General features: G+C 67.3%; 16 protein-coding genes, 2 rRNA genes and 1 riboswitch. Of the genes, 4 read left to right on the plus strand and 14 right to left on the minus strand.

Going from position 1 to position 19,184, the window contains the following annotated elements; genetic code table 11:
• Positions 1-11 precede the first annotated feature (11 nt).
• On the minus strand, positions 12-779 hold the full coding sequence (gene ppgK, locus Uis4E_RS02285; protein WP_034528560.1) for a polyphosphate--glucose phosphotransferase: 768 nt from the start codon (positions 777-779) through the stop codon (positions 12-14).
• A gap of 184 nt (positions 780-963) precedes the next feature.
• Here ppgK and Uis4E_RS02290 point away from each other — a divergent pair, with 184 nt between their 5' ends.
• The 3 genes from Uis4E_RS02290 (at position 964) to Uis4E_RS02300 (ending at position 5,320) form a co-directional block, all read left to right on the plus strand.
• On the plus strand, positions 964-1,749 hold the full coding sequence (locus Uis4E_RS02290) for a nitroreductase family protein (protein ID WP_101621661.1): 786 nt from the start codon (positions 964-966) through the stop codon (positions 1,747-1,749).
• Positions 1,750-1,909: 160 nt separating this feature from the next.
• A riboswitch (FMN riboswitch) is annotated at positions 1,910-2,063 on the plus strand.
• Positions 2,064-2,070: 7 nt separating this feature from the next.
• A complete protein-coding gene (locus tag Uis4E_RS02295) occupies positions 2,071-2,673 on the plus strand; it encodes an ECF transporter S component (protein WP_101621662.1) in 603 nt (200 codons plus the stop codon).
• 205 nt (positions 2,674-2,878) lie between these two features.
• Complete coding sequence (locus Uis4E_RS02300) at positions 2,879-5,320, plus strand: energy-coupling factor transporter ATPase (protein WP_243394277.1); 2,442 nt, start codon at positions 2,879-2,881, stop codon at positions 5,318-5,320.
• A gap of 9 nt (positions 5,321-5,329) precedes the next feature.
• Here the strand turns inward: Uis4E_RS02300 and Uis4E_RS02305 are convergent, their stop codons facing one another.
• From Uis4E_RS02305 to glnA, 5 genes are all read right to left on the minus strand, one after another.
• A complete protein-coding gene (locus Uis4E_RS02305) occupies positions 5,330-6,634 on the minus strand; it encodes a ferric reductase-like transmembrane domain-containing protein (protein WP_101621664.1) in 1,305 nt (434 codons plus the stop codon).
• 51 nt (positions 6,635-6,685) lie between these two features.
• The gene (locus tag Uis4E_RS02310; protein WP_101621665.1) at positions 6,686-7,513 is read right to left on the minus strand and encodes an FAD:protein FMN transferase; all 828 of its coding nucleotides are present in this window, start codon (positions 7,511-7,513) and stop codon (positions 6,686-6,688) included.
• Between the two features lies 1 nt (position 7,514).
• A complete protein-coding gene (locus Uis4E_RS02315; RefSeq protein ID WP_133125379.1) occupies positions 7,515-8,087 on the minus strand; it encodes an FMN-binding protein in 573 nt (190 codons plus the stop codon).
• Positions 8,088-8,245: 158 nt separating this feature from the next.
• Positions 8,246-9,490, minus strand: a complete 1,245-nt coding sequence (locus tag Uis4E_RS02320; RefSeq protein ID WP_101621667.1) for an MFS transporter — start codon at positions 9,488-9,490, stop codon at positions 8,246-8,248.
• 171 nt (positions 9,491-9,661) lie between these two features.
• Positions 9,662-10,999, minus strand: a complete 1,338-nt coding sequence (glnA, locus tag Uis4E_RS02325) for a type I glutamate--ammonia ligase (RefSeq protein ID WP_101621668.1) — start codon at positions 10,997-10,999, stop codon at positions 9,662-9,664.
• A gap of 70 nt (positions 11,000-11,069) precedes the next feature.
• Between glnA and Uis4E_RS02330 the strand changes: the two genes are divergently transcribed.
• Positions 11,070-12,518, plus strand: coding sequence for a DUF2252 domain-containing protein (locus Uis4E_RS02330; RefSeq protein ID WP_101621669.1), 1,449 nt, complete (start codon positions 11,070-11,072; stop codon positions 12,516-12,518).
• A 443-nt stretch (positions 12,519-12,961) separates the two neighbouring features.
• Here the strand turns inward: Uis4E_RS02330 and priA are convergent, their stop codons facing one another.
• From priA to Uis4E_RS02370, 8 genes are all read right to left on the minus strand, one after another.
• Positions 12,962-13,687, minus strand: coding sequence for a bifunctional 1-(5-phosphoribosyl)-5-((5-phosphoribosylamino)methylideneamino)imidazole-4-carboxamide isomerase/phosphoribosylanthranilate isomerase PriA (priA, locus tag Uis4E_RS02335; RefSeq protein ID WP_101621670.1), 726 nt, complete (start codon positions 13,685-13,687; stop codon positions 12,962-12,964).
• Positions 13,688-13,790: 103 nt separating this feature from the next.
• Positions 13,791-14,435, minus strand: coding sequence for an imidazole glycerol phosphate synthase subunit HisH (gene hisH / locus Uis4E_RS02340; protein ID WP_101621671.1), 645 nt, complete (start codon positions 14,433-14,435; stop codon positions 13,791-13,793).
• A 31-nt stretch (positions 14,436-14,466) separates the two neighbouring features.
• Positions 14,467-15,216, minus strand: a complete 750-nt coding sequence (locus Uis4E_RS02345) for a hypothetical protein (protein ID WP_101621672.1) — start codon at positions 15,214-15,216, stop codon at positions 14,467-14,469.
• Positions 15,216-15,818, minus strand: coding sequence for an imidazoleglycerol-phosphate dehydratase HisB (gene hisB, locus Uis4E_RS02350; RefSeq protein WP_034528542.1), 603 nt, complete (start codon positions 15,816-15,818; stop codon positions 15,216-15,218). The genes Uis4E_RS02345 and hisB overlap by 1 nt, the downstream gene beginning before the upstream one ends.
• Before the next feature lie 73 nt (positions 15,819-15,891).
• Positions 15,892-17,052 carry a histidinol-phosphate transaminase gene (locus Uis4E_RS02355; protein ID WP_101621673.1) on the minus strand — a complete coding sequence of 387 codons (1,161 nt, stop codon included), beginning with the start codon at positions 17,050-17,052 and terminating at the stop codon, positions 15,892-15,894.
• Positions 17,049-18,446 carry a histidinol dehydrogenase gene (hisD, locus tag Uis4E_RS02360; RefSeq protein WP_165784809.1) on the minus strand — a complete coding sequence of 466 codons (1,398 nt, stop codon included), beginning with the start codon at positions 18,444-18,446 and terminating at the stop codon, positions 17,049-17,051. The genes Uis4E_RS02355 and hisD overlap by 4 nt, the downstream gene beginning before the upstream one ends.
• Before the next feature lie 135 nt (positions 18,447-18,581).
• Positions 18,582-18,698: ribosomal RNA gene (rrf, locus tag Uis4E_RS02365) — 5S ribosomal RNA — on the minus strand.
• A 175-nt stretch (positions 18,699-18,873) separates the two neighbouring features.
• Positions 18,874-19,184: ribosomal RNA gene (locus tag Uis4E_RS02370) — 23S ribosomal RNA — on the minus strand; the annotation flags it as partial.

The raw sequence follows: 19,184 nt of genomic DNA on the forward strand, positions 1-19,184 counted from the left end.
TCAGGGCAGGCTCAGTGCTGCTTGGTGCTCGCGTAGTAGGCGGCGCCGACGATGCCGGCCTCGTTGCGCAGCGCGGCGGGCACGATCGGGGTCTTGATCTCGATGAACGGGAGGAACTTGTCCGCCTTGCGGCTCACTCCGCCGCCGACGACGAACAGGTCCGGGTTGAAGTACTTCTCCAGCAGACCGTAGTACTTGGTGAGGCGCTTCGCCCACTTCTTGTAGCCGAGCTCCTCCTGCTCGCGGATGGAGCTGGCCGCGTACTTCTCCGCGTCCGGATGCTTGTCGGAGAGGATGAGGTGGCCGAGCTCGGTGTTGGGCACGAGCACGCCGTCGATGATGAGCGCGGTGCCGATGCCGGTGCCGAGCGTCGTGGCGATGACGAGGCCGTCCTTGCCCTTGGCGGCGCCGAACTGCTGTTCGGCCAGGCCCGCGGCGTCCGCGTCATTGACGACGGTGACGGGACGACCCGCGGCCTCGGAGAAGACGGCGGTCACATCGACGCCGACCCACGACTGGTCGAGGTTGGCCATGAAGTCGAGCGGCTTGCCCGGCTTGATCGGCGCCGGGAACGCGATGCCGACCGGAGCGGATTCGGGCACTTCGAAGTGGTCGAGCTGCTGGCGGACGATCTTGGCGACCGCATCCGGGGTGGACACCTCGGGGGTGAGGATCTTGAGTCGGGGTTCGGCGAATTCGCCCTTCTCCAGGTTGACGGGCGCGGCCTTGATGCCGGAGCCGCCGATATCGATGCCGAACGCCTGCGCGGTTTCAATCATCGTCGATTCTCCTCCTTGTAGTGGATTTCCTAACCGTTACCTGCATCGTACCGCCCTCGCATCCCAAACCGTGGACGGATGCCCGCATGTCGTGCGCACGTTTGCATCCCGCCCGCCCGTCCGTGGCCCAGGTCACGTCCGGGAAGACGCCGACGCCGCACCGTGCGGTGCCATAATGGGAGGCATGGCAGAACACAACCAACTGATCGATGCGGTGAACATCCGCACCGCCATCCGCTCCTACGACGACGAACCGATCGACGACGACACGGCCCGCCAGCTCGACATGACCCTCGCCCCGCTGAACCTCCTCGGCGACCTGCACCTGCAGCTGGTGCGCGACCGACCCAAGGTGTTCGAGGAGGCGAACGCCTCCGGGCATCTGAAGAACGCGGCGAACTATCTGGCCATCGTCGGCCCGAAGGACGACGCGGAGGCCAAGGAGCGCGCCGGCTTCTACGCGGAACGCGCCGTGCTCGCCGCGACCTTGAGGGGACTGGGCACCCTGTGGGTGGCGGGCAGCTGGGACCGTGCGGAGGCGGCGAGGCACTGCCACATCCGCAACGGCGAGGAGCTGTATCTGGCCGTGGTCATCGGCCACCCGGAGCATCACGTGGAGCGCATGGCGAAATCGTACGAGGAGCTCGCCGAGTTCCAGCGCACGCACCGCCCCACGAAAACGTTCGAACAGTTCACGGACGGCATGTCCGACGAGGCGCGCGACGCGGCGCCGGCATGGTTCAGGGCGGGCGTCGAGGCGGCGATGAAGGCGCCGAGCGCGATGAACCGCCAGCCGGTCACGTTCACCTATGACGCCGACGACGACACGGCCGCCGCGCACATCGACCCCTCGGCGGGCGACGAGCATTGGGCGCTCAACGATCTGGGCATCGCGAAGCTGCACTTCCAGATCGGCGCCGGCCAAGGCCAGTGGGCGTGGGGCGACGGCGGCCTCTTCCTGCACAAGTAGGATCTATCGTCCATCGCCGTCAGGCACCGACGATTCGACGGTCCTCCGCATCGGCATATGCGTCATGCGGAGGGCCGTTCCGCATGTAACGTCCGGACGGATTTCCCGCACAGTGAAACGGGACTTGCGCGAAATCCACGGTCACGCGTATACAGTTGTCTGTCAGTTTCAGGGAAGGTGCAATTCCTTACTGGCGGTAACCCGGCCCCCGGGATTCATAACGGGAGGCGGCGGGAAGCCCGCGAACCGCGAAAGCGGCCGATCCGGTGCGAATCCGGAGCCAACGGTCATAGTCCGGATGGAAGAAACGGAGAGCTCAGCATGAGCGTATCTTCTGATAGCCATATCCAGTCCAAGCCGATCGACCACGCCACCGGGACGCACGCCACGGGCGTCGCCGACTCCGGTCGCTGGTCCACCCGCCGCATCGCCGTCTACGCGCTGTTCGTCGCATTGGCGATCGTCACCAGCTTCATCGAGCTGCCGATCTTCCCGGCGGCACCGTACCTCAAGTACGATCCGTCCGGCATCGTGAGCCTCATCGCCGGCTTCGCGTTCGGCCCGGCCGCCGCCGCCATCGTCTCCGTGCTCGGTTTCCTGCCGCACGCGTTCACCGACCCGTGGGGCGCCCTCATGGCGATCCTCGTCGCGCTCGCCCTGTCGCTACCCGCGTCCGTCATCTACCGTCGCAACCGCACGCGCAAGGGCGCGCTCATCGGCATCATCGTGGGCGCCGTCGTCGCGCTCGCCGCTGCCATCCTCGGCAACCTCGTCATCACGCCAATCTACGCGCACATGACCGTCGCGCAGGTCGCCGCCATGATCGTGCCGATCCTGCTGCCGTTCAACGTGCTCAAGTTCGCGATCCACGCGGTCGTCACCTTCGTCATCTACAAGCCGATCACCAAGCTGCTCGACAAGTAGTCCCGCCTCGCGGGCGCCCTTCGAGGCATCCGCCCGCGCCGACATCCGCTTCGGCGGTGTGCGTCGCAAGACATGTATCCCGGCAAGGCCGTGCCATGACGAAACCATGGCACGGCCGTCGCCGTTTTCGCATCCCTCGCGTCACCGCCCGCGGCCGACCGTCCCGACACGCTTCCGCTCCCTCACCCTCATAAGGACCATCGACGTGAATCTCGCCGAACTCGACCACATCCGCTTCAGCTATGACGGCGGCGCCACATGGGCGCTCGACGACGCGTCCCTGACCGTCCACGAAGGCGACTATCTGGCGCTCACCGGCGCGAACGGCTCCGGAAAATCGACGCTCGCCCGTCTCGTCGCCGGGCTCGCCGCCCCCGACGCGGGCACCGTGATCCTGCTCGGTCACACGGTCTTCTCCCCCGCCGGCCCCGACGCGGACGCCTACCGCGCGGCCCGCCGCGGCATCGGCGCCGTGTTCCAGAATCCCGAGGACCAGCTCGTCACCACCGTCCTCGAAGACGATGTGGCGTTCGGACCGGAGAATCTCGGCGTGCCGCGCGACGGCGACGACGGCAACGGGCGCGGCGGCATCGGCGAGCGCATCGCCGAATCATTGCACGCCGTGCGGTTGGACGACATGCGCCGCGCGAACCCGATCCGCATGAGCGGCGGGCAGCAGCAGCGTGCCGCCATCGCCGGCATGCTCGCCATGCGCCCGCGCCTGCTCGTGCTCGACGAGCCGACCGCCATGCTCGACCCGTTGGCGCGACGCGAGGTGATGGACGTGCTCGACGAGCTGCACGCCGCCGGCACGACCATCGTCCACGTGACCCATCATCCCGACGAGATCGCGCGGGCCGGTCGCATCGTGCGGCTCGAAGGTGGCCAAGTGACGGACGACTTCCCCACCGATGCCGCCGCACTTCCTTCGTCCCCGTCCACAGAGACTCCCTCTGATACGGACGCCCCCCTCTCGCCCCCGCCCACAGAGGCTCCCGCCGATACAGCCGCCCCTTTCTCGCCCCCGCCGGCGGGGGCTCCCGCGAAGCGGGTGGGGGTGGTCCCGCGACAGACGACGCCATCCCCCTCCGCCGACATCATGCTGTCCGTCTCCCACGTCTCCTACGCCTACGCCGGCGGCGACGGACCGATCCTCGACGACGTGTCGCTTGCCGTCCGCCGTGGCGAGACGGTCGCGCTGATGGGCGCGAACGGTTCCGGCAAGTCGACGCTGCTGCGTCTCGTCTGCGCGCTCGCCAAACCGGATTCCGGTTCGATCACGGTGGACGGCATCCGCGTCGAGAAGGCGAAACGGCGCGATCTGGCCGCGTTGCGGCGCACGGTGGGACTCGTCATGCAGCATCCGGAGCGCCAGCTGTTCGCCGACACGGTGCGCGATGACGTGGCGTACGGCCCCGCGAATCAGAGGCTGGCGCAGGCCGAGATCGATGCGCGCGTCGACGAGGCGCTGCGCGTCGCCCGCTTGGACGGTCTCGCCGACCGTTCCCCGTTCGACCTGTCGGGCGGGCAGCAGCGGCTCGCCGCCATCGCCGGCGTCATCGCATGCAGGCCGAAGCTGCTCGTCATGGACGAGCCGACCGCGGGTCTCGACGCGGACGCGCGCGAACGCATCTACCGTCTCGTCGACGAACTCAAGGCTCAGGGCGTGACCGTGCTCGTCGTCACGCACAGCCACACGGAGGCCCGTCGCGTGGCGGACCGCATCGTCGACATGGCGTCGTTGTCCGGCGCAGGCGGGACCGACACGCATGCCGCGCTCGGCATCCCCGGTGGCAGGAATGCTCCGGAAAACGTTTCACGAGACGTTTCACAACGCGTTTCACGGGATGTTTCACGCGGCGTCCCCCGTATGGCCGCGAAATCCTCACCCATCGCACGCCTCGACCCGCGCGTCAAGATGGTGGCGTTCCTCGTCGCCATGTTCTCCGCGTTCGCGATCGGGAACGCATGGCAGCTGGCGCTCGGCGCCCTGTTCACCGTGGGCGTGGCGGCGGGCGCACGCATCCGCCCCGTGCGGCTGCTCGGCTCCGTGCGGATGTTCCTCGGCCTGTTCGCGGTGATGGGTCTGCTCAACGTGTTCTTCGTGCGCACCGGTTCCACGCTGTTCTCCATCGGCCCCGTGCCGGTGACGGACGACGGCGTGGCCACGGCCGTGCTGTACGCGTGCCGTTTCGCATTGGTCATCATCCTGGGCGCGGTGTTCCTCGCGACGACCACGCCCACCGCGATCACCGACGCGTTCGCCTCGCTGCTCTCGCCGTTGCACCGGCTCGGCGTGCATACGCAGGAGATCGCGCTCGTCTTGAGCCTCGCCCTGCGGTTCATCCCCACGTTGGCCGTGGAGGCTCAGGCCGTGGCGGACGCGCAGGCGGCGCGCGGCGGCTCGATCGAGACCGGGTCGCTGCCCCAGCGGGTGAAGGCGATGACGGCGATCATCGTGCCGATCTTCGCCGGAGCGCTGCGTCATGCGGACAATCTCTCGCTCGCGCTGGACGCCCGCTGCTATGAGGAGGGCGTCCGTCGCACGCATTGGCGTGTGATGCGCGTCGCCGCGCGCGACGTGGCGTTCGTCGCCGTGCTTGTCCTCTATCTGTCCGCACTCGTCGCATTGGCCGTGCTGGTCTGACGACGACGATCACATCGCGAACGGCTCGTAGTAGATGTCGTCGGCAGCAACGCCCCGCTTGAGCAGGAACGTACGCCACGCCTTGAGCATCCCGTAGGGGCCGGCGATGAGGTAGAGCGCGCCCGGGCGCATGGCGTCGGCGACGTCCCGTTCCTCGAAGCGCCCGCCGGCACGCAAGGTGACGTGCACGTTGGCATGGTCGCGGTCCATCGCGCGAAGGTCGTCCGCGTGTACAAGATCCCGTTCGCCACGTGCGCCATACAGCAGGGTCACGCTTCTGCCGGTCGGCGCGTACGCCTCGATGAGCGACAGCAGCGGAGTGACGCCGATGCCACCGCCGAACATGACCAGCGGGGCTCCGGCCGCGTGTTCGTCGATGAAGCGGCGGTAGCGGCCGTAGCTCGGCTGCACGTGCGTCACCGCGCCGACGGGCAGTGCGGCGATGCGCCGCGTGAAATCGCCGTCGGCGCGGATGTCGAAGCGCATGGGCACGAATCCCCGTCTCGTCGGCGCCGCGGAGGACGTGTTGATCATCGAGAACGGATGGTATTCGCGCATGCCCTTCGTTTCGGGGAACCGGATGAACGTGAAGTCGCCGGGCTCCCAGCGCGCGTCCTTGGCGGGCACGTCGAGGGTGAGTTCGGTCACGCCCGGCGCGATCTGCCGCACGTCGGCCACGCGGGCGACGACGGCGCCGGCGCGCTGGCGGATCTTGGAGGCCACGTACCAGACGAACACGGCCGCGGTGGCGGCGTCGAACAGAATGATGAACGGCAGGTCGTCGCGGATGAACGCGATGGACTGCACGTGCAGGAAGATCAGCGCCACGGCCACGAGGTTGAGGCGGTGGATCCACACGCTCGCCTCGTGGCGGAACACGCGTTCCAGGGCGCGTTTGAGCGAGGCCACCCACCGCACGCGCGCCGACAGCCAGCCGGCCATGAACACCAGCGAGTAGACGGCGAGGAAGACGAACAGGTAGAGTCCGGCGCCGCCGAACAGCTTGGTCAGGCCTTCCGCCGGCAGCAGGTTGGCGTGCAGGAACGCGAGCGCGATGGCCAGCAGGCTGAGTACGCCGTGGATCATGGTCATGTGCGGCAGGCCCACCGTGCGGTCCACCCAGCGGGGGCGCCCGGCCAGATAGACGGCGGCGAGCATCCACACGTAGGCGACGACGCCGATGCCGATGCCGGCGGCCATGTCCGCGTAGAAGGAGGGCAGGCCGGCCCTCAGCGCGGCGAGGAACGGCAGGGGGATGACGAACAGCGCCACCACCCAGGTGAGGGCGGTGGATGTGGTGATGCGTCGCAGCATGGTTGCGATGTCCTTTCGCTATGCGGTTTGCGATGGTGGTGATCGGAATGTTCAGGCCACGGGAGCCGCCGCCGGGTGCGGCGCGACGACGTGCTTGGCCCCGTTCCTGTCGATGAGCAGTGCGGAGAACAGCGGATCGGATTCCCCGGCGACGAGCGTGCCGAAACGCTCGCGGCCGGCGGCGATGGCGGTGGTGGCCCACATGTCCGCGTCGGTCAGATGCGTGCCGACGACGGTGGCCTGGACGAGGTCGTCGTCGGTGCGGTCGATGTGTTCGCCGCGTTTCGACGTGCCGCTGGTCGCGACCGCGCCGTCGGCGAGACGCACGGTACCGGCGAGCATGCCGGCGTCGTGCGGGTCCTCGATGCCGACGCCCCAGACGAAACCGCTGCCGGAGGCGACGCCCAGCTGCATGTCGCCTCCGCCGCCGAGCGCCGCCGCCTCGGCGCGTCCGGCGGCGAGCAGCGGACGCAGGAAACGCGTGAACGCGCGTTCGATGGCCCAGCCTTTGACCAGGCCGACCGGATCGTAGCGTCCGTCGCGCATCGCGCGGAAGTGGCCGTGCGTGACGTCGGCCGCCAGCGCGGCGCGCGCGTAGACCTCGTGGAAGTCGGGATCGTCGAGCAGGCCGCGCCAATCGCCGCGGTTGGCGCGCGAGGTGAGCGAATCGTCGCGGAACGGCGAGAACGTGCGGTCCACGTGCGACAGAAGGTCACGGCATGATGCGGCGGCCTCGCGCAGGGTGGGTTCGTCGGCGTGACGCAGCCGCAGCGTGAACGGCATGGTCATGAGGTGGAAGACCGCGGTGCGCAGCACGCCGTCGTCCGTGGCGTGGCAGTCGATGGCGGTGTCGGCGACGTGTCTATCGGCGGACGTCATGTCATTTCGCCTGGTCGAGCGCGTCCTGCAGCGAGCCGATGAACCCGGTGGAGGTCTCGGTGGCGCCGGAGACCATCTGGATGTCGGCGCTCTGCGCCTGGACGGCCTCGTCGGACAGCTGCGGGATGGCCTTCTGGGCGATGCCGAGCGAACGCGGATTGTCGTTCGGGTATTTCACGGCGACGACCTGCGTGACTTTGCCGCCGGAGACCGTCACCTGCACCTGCACGTCGCCTTTGGATGTGGCGACGACCGCGCCGGTGTAGGTGCCGTCCTCGAACGCCCCGTCGGATGCCGTCGCGTCGTCGGAAGCCCCGGAGGCGCCGTCCGAGGATGCGTCCGAGGATGTGCCCGAACCGTCGGCGGAGGCCGAACCGTCGCCCGAGGCGGTGCCGGACGAGCCGCCGGACGCACCGCCGGACGCACCGGTGCCGCTCGACCCCAGCGGTGCGCCGGACGCGGCGGATGATGACGCCGTGCGGGCCGGACCGCCGGCGAACAGCAGCAGCATGTCCGCGGCCGCGGCGAACACGCCGATGACGGCCACTACGGCCGAGATGACTTTACGTCGCATGGATGCCCCTTCATACACACCACGATTCGTGGTATCGGTCTTGCGGGCACCACGATAGAAGAGGCCGGCGAAAAGCACACCCGGAAACCGCTGGGAAAACGCTGGAGAACCGCGCGGATGTGACGCAGTTCACGAAGCGCGACGCGCGGGCGGAGGGGTCACGCCTTCGCGGATGCGGGCATGTAGCGGCGCAGCAGCGTGGTGATGACGACGGCGAGCGCGGCGAACACGGCGCCGAACGGGCCGAGCCAGGTGAGCCCCAGATGGTCGTTGACGAGGCCGCCGACCGCGGAGCCGATGGCGATGCCGATGTTGAAGCTCATCGAGTTGAGCGAGGCGGCGAGGTTCATCGAGCCGGGGTGCGACTGGGCGGCGACGTCCATGTACAGCACCTGCGACGACGAATTGAAAAGGTACATCATCATGCCGAGCGCGACGAGCAGGATCGCGCCGTATACGGGCACGAGGGGCGCGAGGGCGAGCGAGGCGAGCAGTACGGTGTGCAGGCAGAAGACGGGGCGCGTGTGTACGAGCGGTTCGACGCCGCGGCCGCGCTCGGCGAGCTTGCCGCCGTACAGGTTGCTCCACAGGCAGGCGACGCCGTAGAGGACGAGGCCGACGCTCACGTATCGTTCGGGCACGCCGATCTCGTCGCGCATGATCGGCGTCAGATACGTGTAGAACACGTAGCTGGAGGCCGCGCCGCATACGACGGTGAGCACGCCGCCCCAGATGCGGTGGTCGAAGAAGAGGCGGAACTGGCGCAGGAAGCCGATGGTCACCGGATGCGAGTTGCGCGGCAGGACGAGGAACATCATCGTCATGAGCGCGGCGGTGGCGGCGGTGATGATGAGGAACGTGATGCGCCAGCTGAACGTGTTCGCCACCCACGTGCCGAACGGCACGCCGACGACGGAGGCGATGGAGAAGCCCGAGAACACCCATGCGATGAACTTGGTGCGGTATTTGTCGGTGGTGACGTCGGGCGCGTAGGTCATGGCGATGGCGACGAGCGTGCCGGAGACGAGCGCGATCATGATGCGCGCGACCAGCAGGACGGCGTAGTTTGGGGCAAGCGCGCACAGGAGGTTGCCGGCGAGGAAGACGCCCATGAGCGTCAGGTAGGTCGCGAATCGCGGGAAGCGCGCGGAGATGGCCGAGCCGAGCGGCGTGACCGGCGCGTAGACGAACGCGAACAGGGCGACGAGGTTGCCGACGGTCACCTCGGACACGTCGAGGCCCTGCGCGATGTCCGGCAGGATGCCGACGACCACGAACTCGCTCATGCCGAGCATGAAGCTCGCGAGGACGAGAATCGTGACCGGCAGGTTGAAGAAGCGGTCGGATTGGGGTGAAACCGGTTTCTTTTCAGGGGCCGCCGCGGGGCGTGGAGTGTTCGTCATGCGTCTGGTTCTTCCTCGTCGTGATGTTCCATGTGCATGCTATTGGCCCAGCCCTACAACAACGCGCCCATGACACGCAGAGGGGGTCTTCCGGACGGATGCCCGGAAGACCCCCTCCGTGAGGCCGGACGGCGGAACGGCGCGTGTCGCGGCGTCCCTCCCCCGCTGACGCTACAGCTTCGGCAGGTAGGTCTTGAGCTCGTACGCGGTGACCTGGCGGTTGTATTCCTCCCACTCCTGGCGCTTGTTGCGCAGGAAGTAGTTGAACGCGTGCTCGCCGAGCACGTCCGCCACGAAATCGGACTTCTCCATGATCTTCAGCGCGGTGCCGAGCGAACGCGGCAACGGTTCGATGCCCATGGACTGGCGTTCCTCGTCGGTGAGCTCCCACACGTCGTCGCTCGTCGGCTCGGCCAGCGTCATCTGCTTCTCGATGCCGTCGAGGCCGGCGGCCAGCAGCACCGAGTACGCGAGGTACGGGTTGGCGACCGGGTCGAGGCCTCGGAACTCCATGCGCGCCGAATTGCCCTTGCCGGGCTTGTACTGCGGGATGCGCAGCAGCGCGGAACGGTTGTTGTGGCCCCAGCAGATGTAGCTCGGAGCCTCGTTGCCGCCCCACAGACGCTTGTACGAGTTCACGTACTGGTCGGTGACCGCGCAGATCTCCGCCGCGTGGTGGAGGATGCCGGCGGCGAACTGGCGGGCGGTCAGGGACATGTTGAACTCCTGGCCGGCCTCGTAGAACGCGTTCGCGTCACCTTCGAACAGGCTCAGATGCGTGTGCATACCTGAGCCGGGGGCGTCGGCGAGGGGCTTCGGCATGAAGCTCGCGTGGATGCCGCGTTCCAGCGAGATCTCCTTGACCACGGTGCGGAACGTCATGATGTTGTCGGCCGTCGTGAGCGCGTCCGCGTACCGCAGGTCGATCTCGTTCTGGCCGGGGCCCGCCTCGTGGTGCGAGTACTCCACCGAGATGCCCATCTGTTCGAGCATGTTCACGGTGGCGCGGCGGAAGTCCATGCCGGGGCTGCGCGGCACGTGGTCGAAGTAGCCGCCCTCGTCGATCGGCGTCGGAGCCTTCGACCAGTCCTCCTGCTGCTCGAACAGGTAGAACTCCATCTCGGGATGCACGTAGAACGTGAAGCCTTTCTCCTTCGCCTTGGCGAGCGAACGCTTCAGCACGTGACGCGGGTCGCCGAGGCTCGGCTCGCCGTCCGGGGTGAGCACGTCGCAGAACATGCGGGCCGTCCCCTGCGGCCCGCCGCGCCACGGCAGGATCTGGAAGGTGGAGGGATCCGGCTTGACGATCATGTCATCCTCGGACACGCGCGTCATGCCCTCGATGGCCGAACCGTCGAATCCGAGCCCCTCCTCGAACGCAGCCTCCAGTTCCGCCGGCGCGATGGCCACGGACTTCAGCGTGCCGAGCACGTCCGTGAACCATAGACGAATGAAGCGCACGTCGCGTTCCTCGACGGTGCGCAGGGCGAACTCCTGTTGCTTATCCATAGTGCCCAATCCTCACACCCACGTGTTAGGGCTTTGTTACCTCGGCGCACGTCACGCTACAGTGGTGCCCATGAGCGAAGCTGCACAAGACCATCTCACCCCGCTGGACCATCCTCCCGTCGACGTCACGTCATGGCGTCAGGCCGACTCCCCCCGCGAGCGTTCGCGCGCCGGCATCGCCGCCCGGGCGAAGGCGCCGCTCGAATCGCACGCCGTCTGGCAGGTGCGTTCCGGCCGCCGCGAGGCGATCGCCCTGCTCGAGGAGCAATCCGCGATCCGCGTGCCCGATCTGATTCCGCTGCGCTACAAGCGCATGAGCGCCAGCCCGTTCACGTTCTACCGCGGCACCGTGCTCATCATGACGAACGATCTGGCGGCCACGCCGGTCACCGGCATCCCCGTGCAGTGCGTGGGCGACGCGCATATCGGCAATTTCGGCATCTTCCGTTCCCCCTCCGCGCGTCTCGTGTTCGACATCAACGACTTCGACGAGACGGCGACCGGACCATGGGAGTGGGATCTCAAGCGTCTCGCCGTGTCCGTGGAGATCTGCGGGCGCGCGAACAAGCTCAAGGAGAAGGACATCCGCGCCGCGGTGCTCCAGTGCACGCGCACCTACCGCGAGCGCATCAAATGGTTCTCCGAAATGGACTATCTCGACGCCTGGTACGAGCATCTCGACGTGGAGGAGACGCTCGACCGGTTCGAGACGACCGGGAGCGGCAAGCGCAACGGCACGCTGCACCAGGCCGCGATGAAGGCGCTGCTCAAGGACAACGACGCCGCCGCCGCGAAACTGTGCCGATTCAAAGACGGCAAGCTCAGGTTCAAGTCGAACCCGCCCGAACTCGTGCCGATCAACGAGCTCAGCGGCTATGCGGATCTCGACGCGCTGCAGGCCCGCCTCGACACGCTGTTCGCAAACTACCGCCACTCGCTGTACGAGGATCGACGCTGGGTGTTCGACCACTTCCGCTACCAGGACGCGGCGCGCAAGGTCGTGGGCGTCGGCTCGGTGGGCCAGCGTGCCTGGGCGAGCGTGTGGATCGCGCGCGACATCGACGATCCGATGATGATCCAGATGAAGGAGGCCACGTATTCGGTGCTCGAGCACTACTGCGGCGCCTCCCCGTACTTGACGCACGGCGAACGCGTGGTGCAGGGCCAGAAGCTCATCCAATCCACGGCGGACGTGCTGCTCGGCTGGACGAGCTTCCTCGCCGAGGACGGCAGGAAGCGCGACTACTACGTGCGCCAGCTGTGGAACGGCAAGGGGTCGATCGACATCGACAACCTCAATGCGACGGCGCTGTCCGATCTGGCGCGCATGTGCGCCTGGTGTCTCGCGCACGCGCACGCGCGCACCGGCGATTCGATCGCGATCGCGAACTATCTGGGCGGCTCCGACGAGTTCGACCAGGCGATCGCCTCGTTCGCCGTGAGCTACGCCGAGCAGAACGACGAGGACTACGCCGTCTTCAAGAAGATGATCAAAAAGGGCCAGCTCCCCTGCGCGTAACGGAACGCTCCCGCCGACAGAATCCGATTCGCTCCATCCGACGAAATCCGATTCGCTCCCGCCGACAGAATCCGATTCGCTCCCGCCGGCGGGAGCTGGCTCGCGAAGCGGGACTGAGGGTGGTCAAGGTCACCCCGAACCACCCTCTCTCGGCACAATTATTCCCGGAAATCATCCCCGTCTTCCGGGAATAATTGCACTGAGACGACATCAGCACAAGAAATCCCGGACAATAAGCACCATTCCCGGGAATAATCGCACTGAAACATCGTCAGCACAAGAAATCCCGGACAATAAGCACCATTCCCGGGAATAATCGCACTGAAACATCATCAGCACAAGAAATCCCGGAAGACTTGCGTGTCTTCCGGGATTTCTCGCGCCGGTTCATCGAGCGTCATCCTTCGGACGACATCCGGCACCTGCATGGTCTATTCCGATGACTACCGGGCGACCTCAAGCGCCTCTTCGAGCGTGAACGCGCGCGCGTAGAGCGACTTGCCGAGAATCGCGGAGTCGACGCCGAGGTCGGCGAGCTTGCGGATGTTCCTCAGATCGTCGAGCTTGGAGATGCCGCCGGAGGCGGTCACCTTCGCGTCGGTGCGCTCGGCGACCTCGCGCAGCAGGTCGAGGTTCGGCCCGCTCATCATGCCGTCGCGCGCGACGTCGGTGACGACGTAGCGCGAACATCCGGCATCGTCGAGCATCTTCATCGTTTCGAACAGGTCGCCGCCTTCGCGCGTCCAGCCGCGCGCGGCGAGCGTGTGCCCACGCACGTCGAGGCCGACGGCCACGCGGTCGCCGTATTTCGCGATCGCCTTGCGGGTCCATTCCGGGTTCTCGAGCGCGGCGGTGCCGATGTTCACGCGGGCGGCGCCGGCCTCGAGCGCGGCATCGAGCGACGCGTCGTCACGCACGCCGCCGGACATCTCGATGTTGACGCGATTGCCGAGCTCGTGGACGATCTCGCGCAGCTGGGCGCGGTTGTCGCCGGTGCCGAACGCGGCGTCGAGGTCGACCAGGTGGATCCATTCCGCGCCGGATTCGACCCACGTGCGCGCCGCCTCGAGCGGTGAGCCGTAGTCGGTTTCGGAGCCGGATTCGCCTTGGCGCAGGCGCACGGCCTTGCCGTCGCGCACGTCGACGGCGGGAAGCAGGGTGAGAGACATGATGGAAGCCTTTCTCGGGGATTGATACGGTTGACGAGATGGACGCTACGGCGGACCTACCTCGACGGCGGGCCGACCGGCGACGGCGACCGGCGACGACCGGTCAGAACGTGGCGATCCAGTTCTCCAGGAGCTGGGCGCCCGCGTCGCCGGACTTCTCCGGATGGAACTGCGTGGCGGACAGCGGCCCGCGCTCGTAGGCGGCGACGAAGCGGCTGCGGCCGTATGTGCACCAGGTGACGTGGCTGTCGTCCGTGATCTCGATCTGGAGCCCGGACAGGTCCTTCGCCGTCGCCTCGTGCGCGGCGTAGGAGTGGACGAAGTAGAAGCGTTCGCTTTCCACGCCCTTGAGCAGCGTGGAGCCTTCCGCGCCTTCGACCGTGTCCCAGCCCATGTGCGGCACGACGTCCGCGTCGAGCGGGTCGACGGAGCCGCCGATCAGTCCGACGCCGGCGGCGTTCTCGCCATGCTCGTGACCGGTCTCGAACATCACCTGCTCGCCGACGCACACGCCGAGCACGGGGCGTCCGGCACGCAGGCGGTCGACGATCACGCGATCGCCCTGCACGTGGCGCAGGCCCTCCATGCAGGCGGCGAACGCGCCGACGCCCGGCACGACGAGACCGTCGGCCTCGAGCGCCTGCCGGTAATCGGAGGTGAGCGTGGTGTCGACGCCGAGTCGGGCGAGCGCGCGCACCATGGAGCGCACGTTGCCGAAACCATAATCGAATACGACCGCGGTGGTCATGGTTCGTTCTCCTTCACTGCTGTTGCGGCGGTCAGTCGATGCTGGAGCCGCGGGTGGATCCGCCGCGCCCCATGCGCGTATGGTCGGCGATCACCTTCATCGCCTGATCGTGGTCCATGCTCCCCGAGTCGACCACTTCGAAGCCCTTCGTCTCCAACTGCGCGACGGTGGTGATGCCGAGCATGAGATCCTCCACGAACCGCGGCGTCGAGTTGAACAGGATGGGCGGGGCGAGCGTGGAGCCGGCCTGTCCGCCCGCGTACAAGGTGACTTCGAGCTTGTCGGCGCGGTTGACGCCGAGCACGACGCTCATCCCGCCGACGACGGTGGTGATGTCGCGTGCCGCGGCCTCGGGGGCGTCGCCGTCGAGGTTGCGCAGCACGGCGACGGCGCCCTGATTGGAGCCGATGCAGTCGGCGGAGACGTCGGACAGCTGGCAGAACGCGGCGAGCAACTGCGCCGACGCAATCCGCGTGACGAGCGCCGCCATCTTCGCCTTGTTGCCGAGCAGGCCCTGCAACGCGTCCTCGAAGCCCGTGGACGGGTCGATCGAGGAGGCGTCGTCGGGGATGTCGATGCCGTCGATGTCCGGCAGGTCGCCGTCGGATGCGACGCCGTCGCCGGAAACGGCGGAATCGCCGGCGCCGCTCTCCTGCGCGAACTCCTTCTCGAAGCCCTCCATCGCCTTGGCGATGTCGTCGTCGGAAAGATGACCGTCGTCCGAATCGAAACCGTCGAAACCGTCGGCACCGTGGTTCTTGTCGTCGTCCCAGCCGGACATCACAGCGATCCCTTCGTGCTCGGGATCAGACCCTCGATGCGCGGATCGGGTTCGACGGCGAACCGCAGCGCACGCGCGAACGCCTTGAACTCGGCTTCGGCGATATGGTGCGGGTCGCGGCCGGCGAGCACCTGCAGATGCAGACAGATGCCGGCGTGCAATGCGATCGACTCCATGACGTGACGCACGAGCGAACCGGTGAAGTGGCCGCCCATCATGCAGTACTCGTAGCCTTCCGGCTCGCCGGTGCACACCACGTACGGGCGGCCGGAGATGTCGACGACGGCCTTGGCGAGCGCCTCGTCGAGCGGCACGGTGGCGTCGGCGAAGCGGCGGATGCCGCGCTTGTCGCCGAGCGCCTGCTTCAACGCCTCGCCGAACACGATGGCCGTGTCCTCCACGGTGTGGTGCACGTCGATGTCGGTGTCGCCGTGCGCGTGGATCTTCAGATCGATGAGCGAATGCTTGCCGAGCGCGTTCATCATGTGGTTGTAGAACGGCACGGAGGTGTCGATGTCGGTCTGGCCGGTGCCGTCGAGGTTCAGTTCGAGGTCGATGTGCGACTCGCTGGTCTCACGGACGATGTGCGCGGTGCGCGCCATGGTGTTGCTCCTTCGGAAAGTTGCTGGAAAGTCTGCGTTGCTGCGACGTCGGTCGGGATGTGGCCGTATGGCGTCATTCGGCTTCCACGCTGCGCAGGGTCTCGCGGAGCGCCTCGCGGAAGCGGGCCATCTCCTCGTCGGTGCCCATGCACACGCGCAGCCAGCCGTCCGGGCCGACGACGCGGATGAGCACGCCGCGCTTCAACAGTTCGTCGAAGATCGCGTCGCGCTTGTCGAAGCGTCCGCCGAACAGCAGGAAGTTCGAACCGGATTCGGCGACCTCGAGATTGACGCCCTTGTAGGTCTGCTCCTTCAGCCATGCGGCGGTCGCCTCGCGGGTCTCGCGCAGGTGACCGACACGGCTCAGCTGCTCGTCGGTGTGTTCGAACGCGGCGAGGGCGGCGGCCTGCGTGACGGCGGACAGGTGGTACGGCATGCGCACGATGCGCACGCAGTCGATGATGCCCTTGGACGCGGCGAGGTAGCCGACGCGGGCGCCTGCGAACGCGAACGCCTTGCTCATCGTACGGCTGACGGCCAGGTTCGGATGGTCCTTGATGAGGCTGACGGCGCTCGGCGTGCCGGGGTTGCGGAACTCCACATACGCCTCGTCGATGACGAGGATCGGGTGCACGCCTTCGCCGGCACCCTCCACCTCGGCGGTCTCGCAGGCGGCGAGGATGCGTTCGATGTCCTCCATCGGCAGCGGCGTGCCGGTCGGGTTGTTCGGGCTGGTGAGCAGCACCATGGACGGCTTGACCTCGTGGATCGCCTCGATGGTCTTCTCCACGTTCAGGGTGAAGTCCTCGTTGCGGTGGGCGAGCTTCCATCCGGTGAACGTGTCGCGCGCGTACTCCGGGTACATGGAGTACGTGGGGTCGGCGCCGAGCGCGGTACGGCCCGGGCCGCCGAACGCCTGGAACAGCTGGAGCATGATCTCGTTGGATCCGTTCGCGCCCCACAGCTCGTCCACGTCGAGACGCGTGCCGGATTCACGCGCGAGATAGTCGCTGAACGCCTTGCGCAGTTCGATGTGCTCGCGGTCCGGGTAGCGGTTCAGCGTGGGCGCGATCTCGCGCACGCGACGGGCGATCGTGTCGCAGACGGCCGGATCGGGCGCGTACGGGTTCTCGTTGACGTTGAGGCAGACGGGCACGTCGAGCTGCGGCGCGCCGTACGGCTCCTCGCCGATCAGATCGTTGCGCAAGGGCAGGTTCGAGGGGATGGCACTCACAGCAGACCGGCTTCCTTCTCCTGCTCGCGCAGGGTCTCCTTATCGTACGGGTCCTTGACGAAGCGGGACAGCACGCACTCGCCGTGGGCGGGCAGATCCTCGGACACGGCGAACGCGTTGATGCGCGCGGCGAGGGCCTTCAGTCCCTCCTCGTCGTATTCGATGACCTCGACGGGCTTCATGAACGTGTGCACGCCGAGGCCGGCGGCGAAGCGGGCGGTGCCGCCGGTGGGCAGCACGTGGTTGGAGCCGGACATGTAGTCGCCGAGCGGCACCGGCGAGTAGGGGCCGCGGAAGATGGCGCCCGCGTTCTTGATGCGCTTGACGACCTCGTCCGCGTTCGCGGTCTGGATCTCGAGGTGTTCGGCCGCGTAGGCGTTGGCCGCGTCGATGGACTGGTCGAGACCGTCGGTCAGGACGATGGCGGACTGCGTGCCGGAGAGGGACGTGTGGACGCGGTCGGCGTGCTCGGTGCGCGGCACGCGGTAGTTCAGGTTCTCCTGCACCTTCTCGGCAAGCTCCGGGGAGTCGGTGAACAGCACGGAGCCGGCGAGCTCGTCGTGCTCGGCCTGGCCGATGAGGTCGGCGGCGAGCAGGCTCGGGTTCGCGTCCTTGTCGGCGATGATGCCGATCTCGGTGGGGCCGGCGACCGCGTCGATGCCGACGAACGCAGAGACGAGGGACTTGGCGGTGGCGACGAAGATGTTGCCCGGGCCGGTGATCTTGTCGACCGGATCGCACAGCACGGCGCCGTCCTGCGGTTCGGAGCCCTTCGCGCCGTAGGCGAACATGGCGATGGCCTGGGCGCCGCCCACCGCGTACACCTCCTTGACGCCGAGGATGGCGCAGGTGGCGAGGATGGTCTTGTTCGGCAGGCCCTTGTCGTTGTCGCGGGCCGGCGGGGTCGCGATGGCGAGGGATTCAACGCCGGCGGCCTGCGCGGGCACGGAGTTCATGATGACGGAGCTCGGGTACACGGCCTTGCCGCCGGGCACATACAGGCCGACGCGCTGAATCGGAATCCAGCGTTCGGCGACGCGGGCGCCGGGCGCGAGATCGGTGTGGAAGTCCTTCGGCACCTGGTTGGCGGCGACGGCACGGGCGCGGCGCACGGATTCCTCGATGGCGGCGCGCACCTCCGGGTCGAGCGTGGTGAGCGCATCCTGGATGGCCTCTTCGGGCACGCGCAGGTGCTCGGGGCGCACGTGGTCGAACTTCTCCTCGAAGTCTCGCAGGGCGGCCGCGCCGCGCTCCTTGACGTCGTCGAGGATGGGGCGGACGAGGTCGGTGGCCTCGGAGGTGCCCATGGCGGCACGCGGCATCGCGGCCAGCAATTCGGCACGGGACAGGACTTGACCGCGAAGGTCGATGATTCGCATGATGTTCTCGCTCATAACAGCCCATCGTAACAACGGCGATGGTTGGAATGACGCGGAATGTCCACTTTTCACCCGTATGGTGAGACATGTGCGGGTATGCGTGGACCCCCGGGAGCCGTGTGGCTCGACCGGGGGTCCGTTTCACGTGTGGTGCGGCGGCGTGCTACTCTCCCACATCCTCTCGGGTGCAGTACCATCGCCGTGCCAGGTCTTAGCTTCCGGGTTCGGAATGGGACCGGGCGTCTCTCCTGGGCTATGACCGCCGCAAATCTTCAATTGTGGGGCGAGGTGCTCCCGCTTCCTCGTATATCCCCTCGGGCTGGTGGTTTGGGGACCGGATGGTGGACGCCTGTGTTGATTGTCTTGTCGTGTCGTCACGGTTGCTCCGTGTCGTTCATGATTCGCAGAAGAGGTTGATGCCGTCCCAACCAGGGGTTGGGATGTGTGTGTCGCGCTTCCCCGTTAGTACCGGTCGGCTCCACCCCTCGCGGGGCTTCCACGTCCGGCCTATCGACCACGTGTTCTTCATGGGGGGTCTCGGACCCGAGGGTCCGGGGAATACTTATCTTGGAGCGGGCTTCCCGCTTAGATGCTTTCAGCGGTTATCCCTTCCGAACGCAGCCAACCGGCGGTGCCACTGGCGTGACAACCGGCGTACCGGAGGTTCGTCCACCCAGGTCCTCTCGTACTATGGGCAGGTCTCCTCAGTATTCCGACGAGCGCAGAGGATAGAGACCAAACTGTCTCACGACG

This window comes from Bifidobacterium parmae (assembly GCF_002860365.1).
Lineage (GTDB): Bacteria > Actinomycetota > Actinomycetes > Actinomycetales > Bifidobacteriaceae > Bifidobacterium > Bifidobacterium parmae.

What these genes read in the sequence shown, in the direction of transcription:
- Uis4E_RS02320 (WP_101621667.1), bottom strand. Translation starts at nt 9,490, where the DNA reads ATGACGAACACTCCACGCCCCGCGGCGGCCCCTGAAAAGAAACCGGTT.
- Uis4E_RS02315 (WP_133125379.1), bottom strand. Translation starts at nt 8,087, where the DNA reads ATGCGACGTAAAGTCATCTCGGCCGTAGTGGCCGTCATCGGCGTGTTC.
- hisD (WP_165784809.1), bottom strand. Translation starts at nt 18,446, where the DNA reads ATGAGCGAGAACATCATGCGAATCATCGACCTTCGCGGTCAAGTCCTG.
- hisH (WP_101621671.1), bottom strand. Translation starts at nt 14,435, where the DNA reads ATGACCACCGCGGTCGTATTCGATTATGGTTTCGGCAACGTGCGCTCC.
- Uis4E_RS02310 (WP_101621665.1), bottom strand. Translation starts at nt 7,513, where the DNA reads ATGACGTCCGCCGATAGACACGTCGCCGACACCGCCATCGACTGCCAC.
- Uis4E_RS02295 (WP_101621662.1), top strand. Translation starts at nt 2,071, where the DNA reads ATGAGCGTATCTTCTGATAGCCATATCCAGTCCAAGCCGATCGACCAC.
- Uis4E_RS02305 (WP_101621664.1), bottom strand. Translation starts at nt 6,634, where the DNA reads ATGCTGCGACGCATCACCACATCCACCGCCCTCACCTGGGTGGTGGCG.
- Uis4E_RS02290 (WP_101621661.1), top strand. Translation starts at nt 964, where the DNA reads ATGGCAGAACACAACCAACTGATCGATGCGGTGAACATCCGCACCGCC.
- priA (WP_101621670.1), bottom strand. Translation starts at nt 13,687, where the DNA reads ATGTCTCTCACCCTGCTTCCCGCCGTCGACGTGCGCGACGGCAAGGCC.
- Uis4E_RS02345 (WP_101621672.1), bottom strand. Translation starts at nt 15,216, where the DNA reads ATGTCCGGCTGGGACGACGACAAGAACCACGGTGCCGACGGTTTCGAC.
- hisB (WP_034528542.1), bottom strand. Translation starts at nt 15,818, where the DNA reads ATGGCGCGCACCGCGCACATCGTCCGTGAGACCAGCGAGTCGCACATC.
- ppgK (WP_034528560.1), bottom strand. Translation starts at nt 779, where the DNA reads ATGATTGAAACCGCGCAGGCGTTCGGCATCGATATCGGCGGCTCCGGC.
- glnA (WP_101621668.1), bottom strand. Translation starts at nt 10,999, where the DNA reads ATGGATAAGCAACAGGAGTTCGCCCTGCGCACCGTCGAGGAACGCGAC.
- Uis4E_RS02330 (WP_101621669.1), top strand. Translation starts at nt 11,070, where the DNA reads ATGAGCGAAGCTGCACAAGACCATCTCACCCCGCTGGACCATCCTCCC.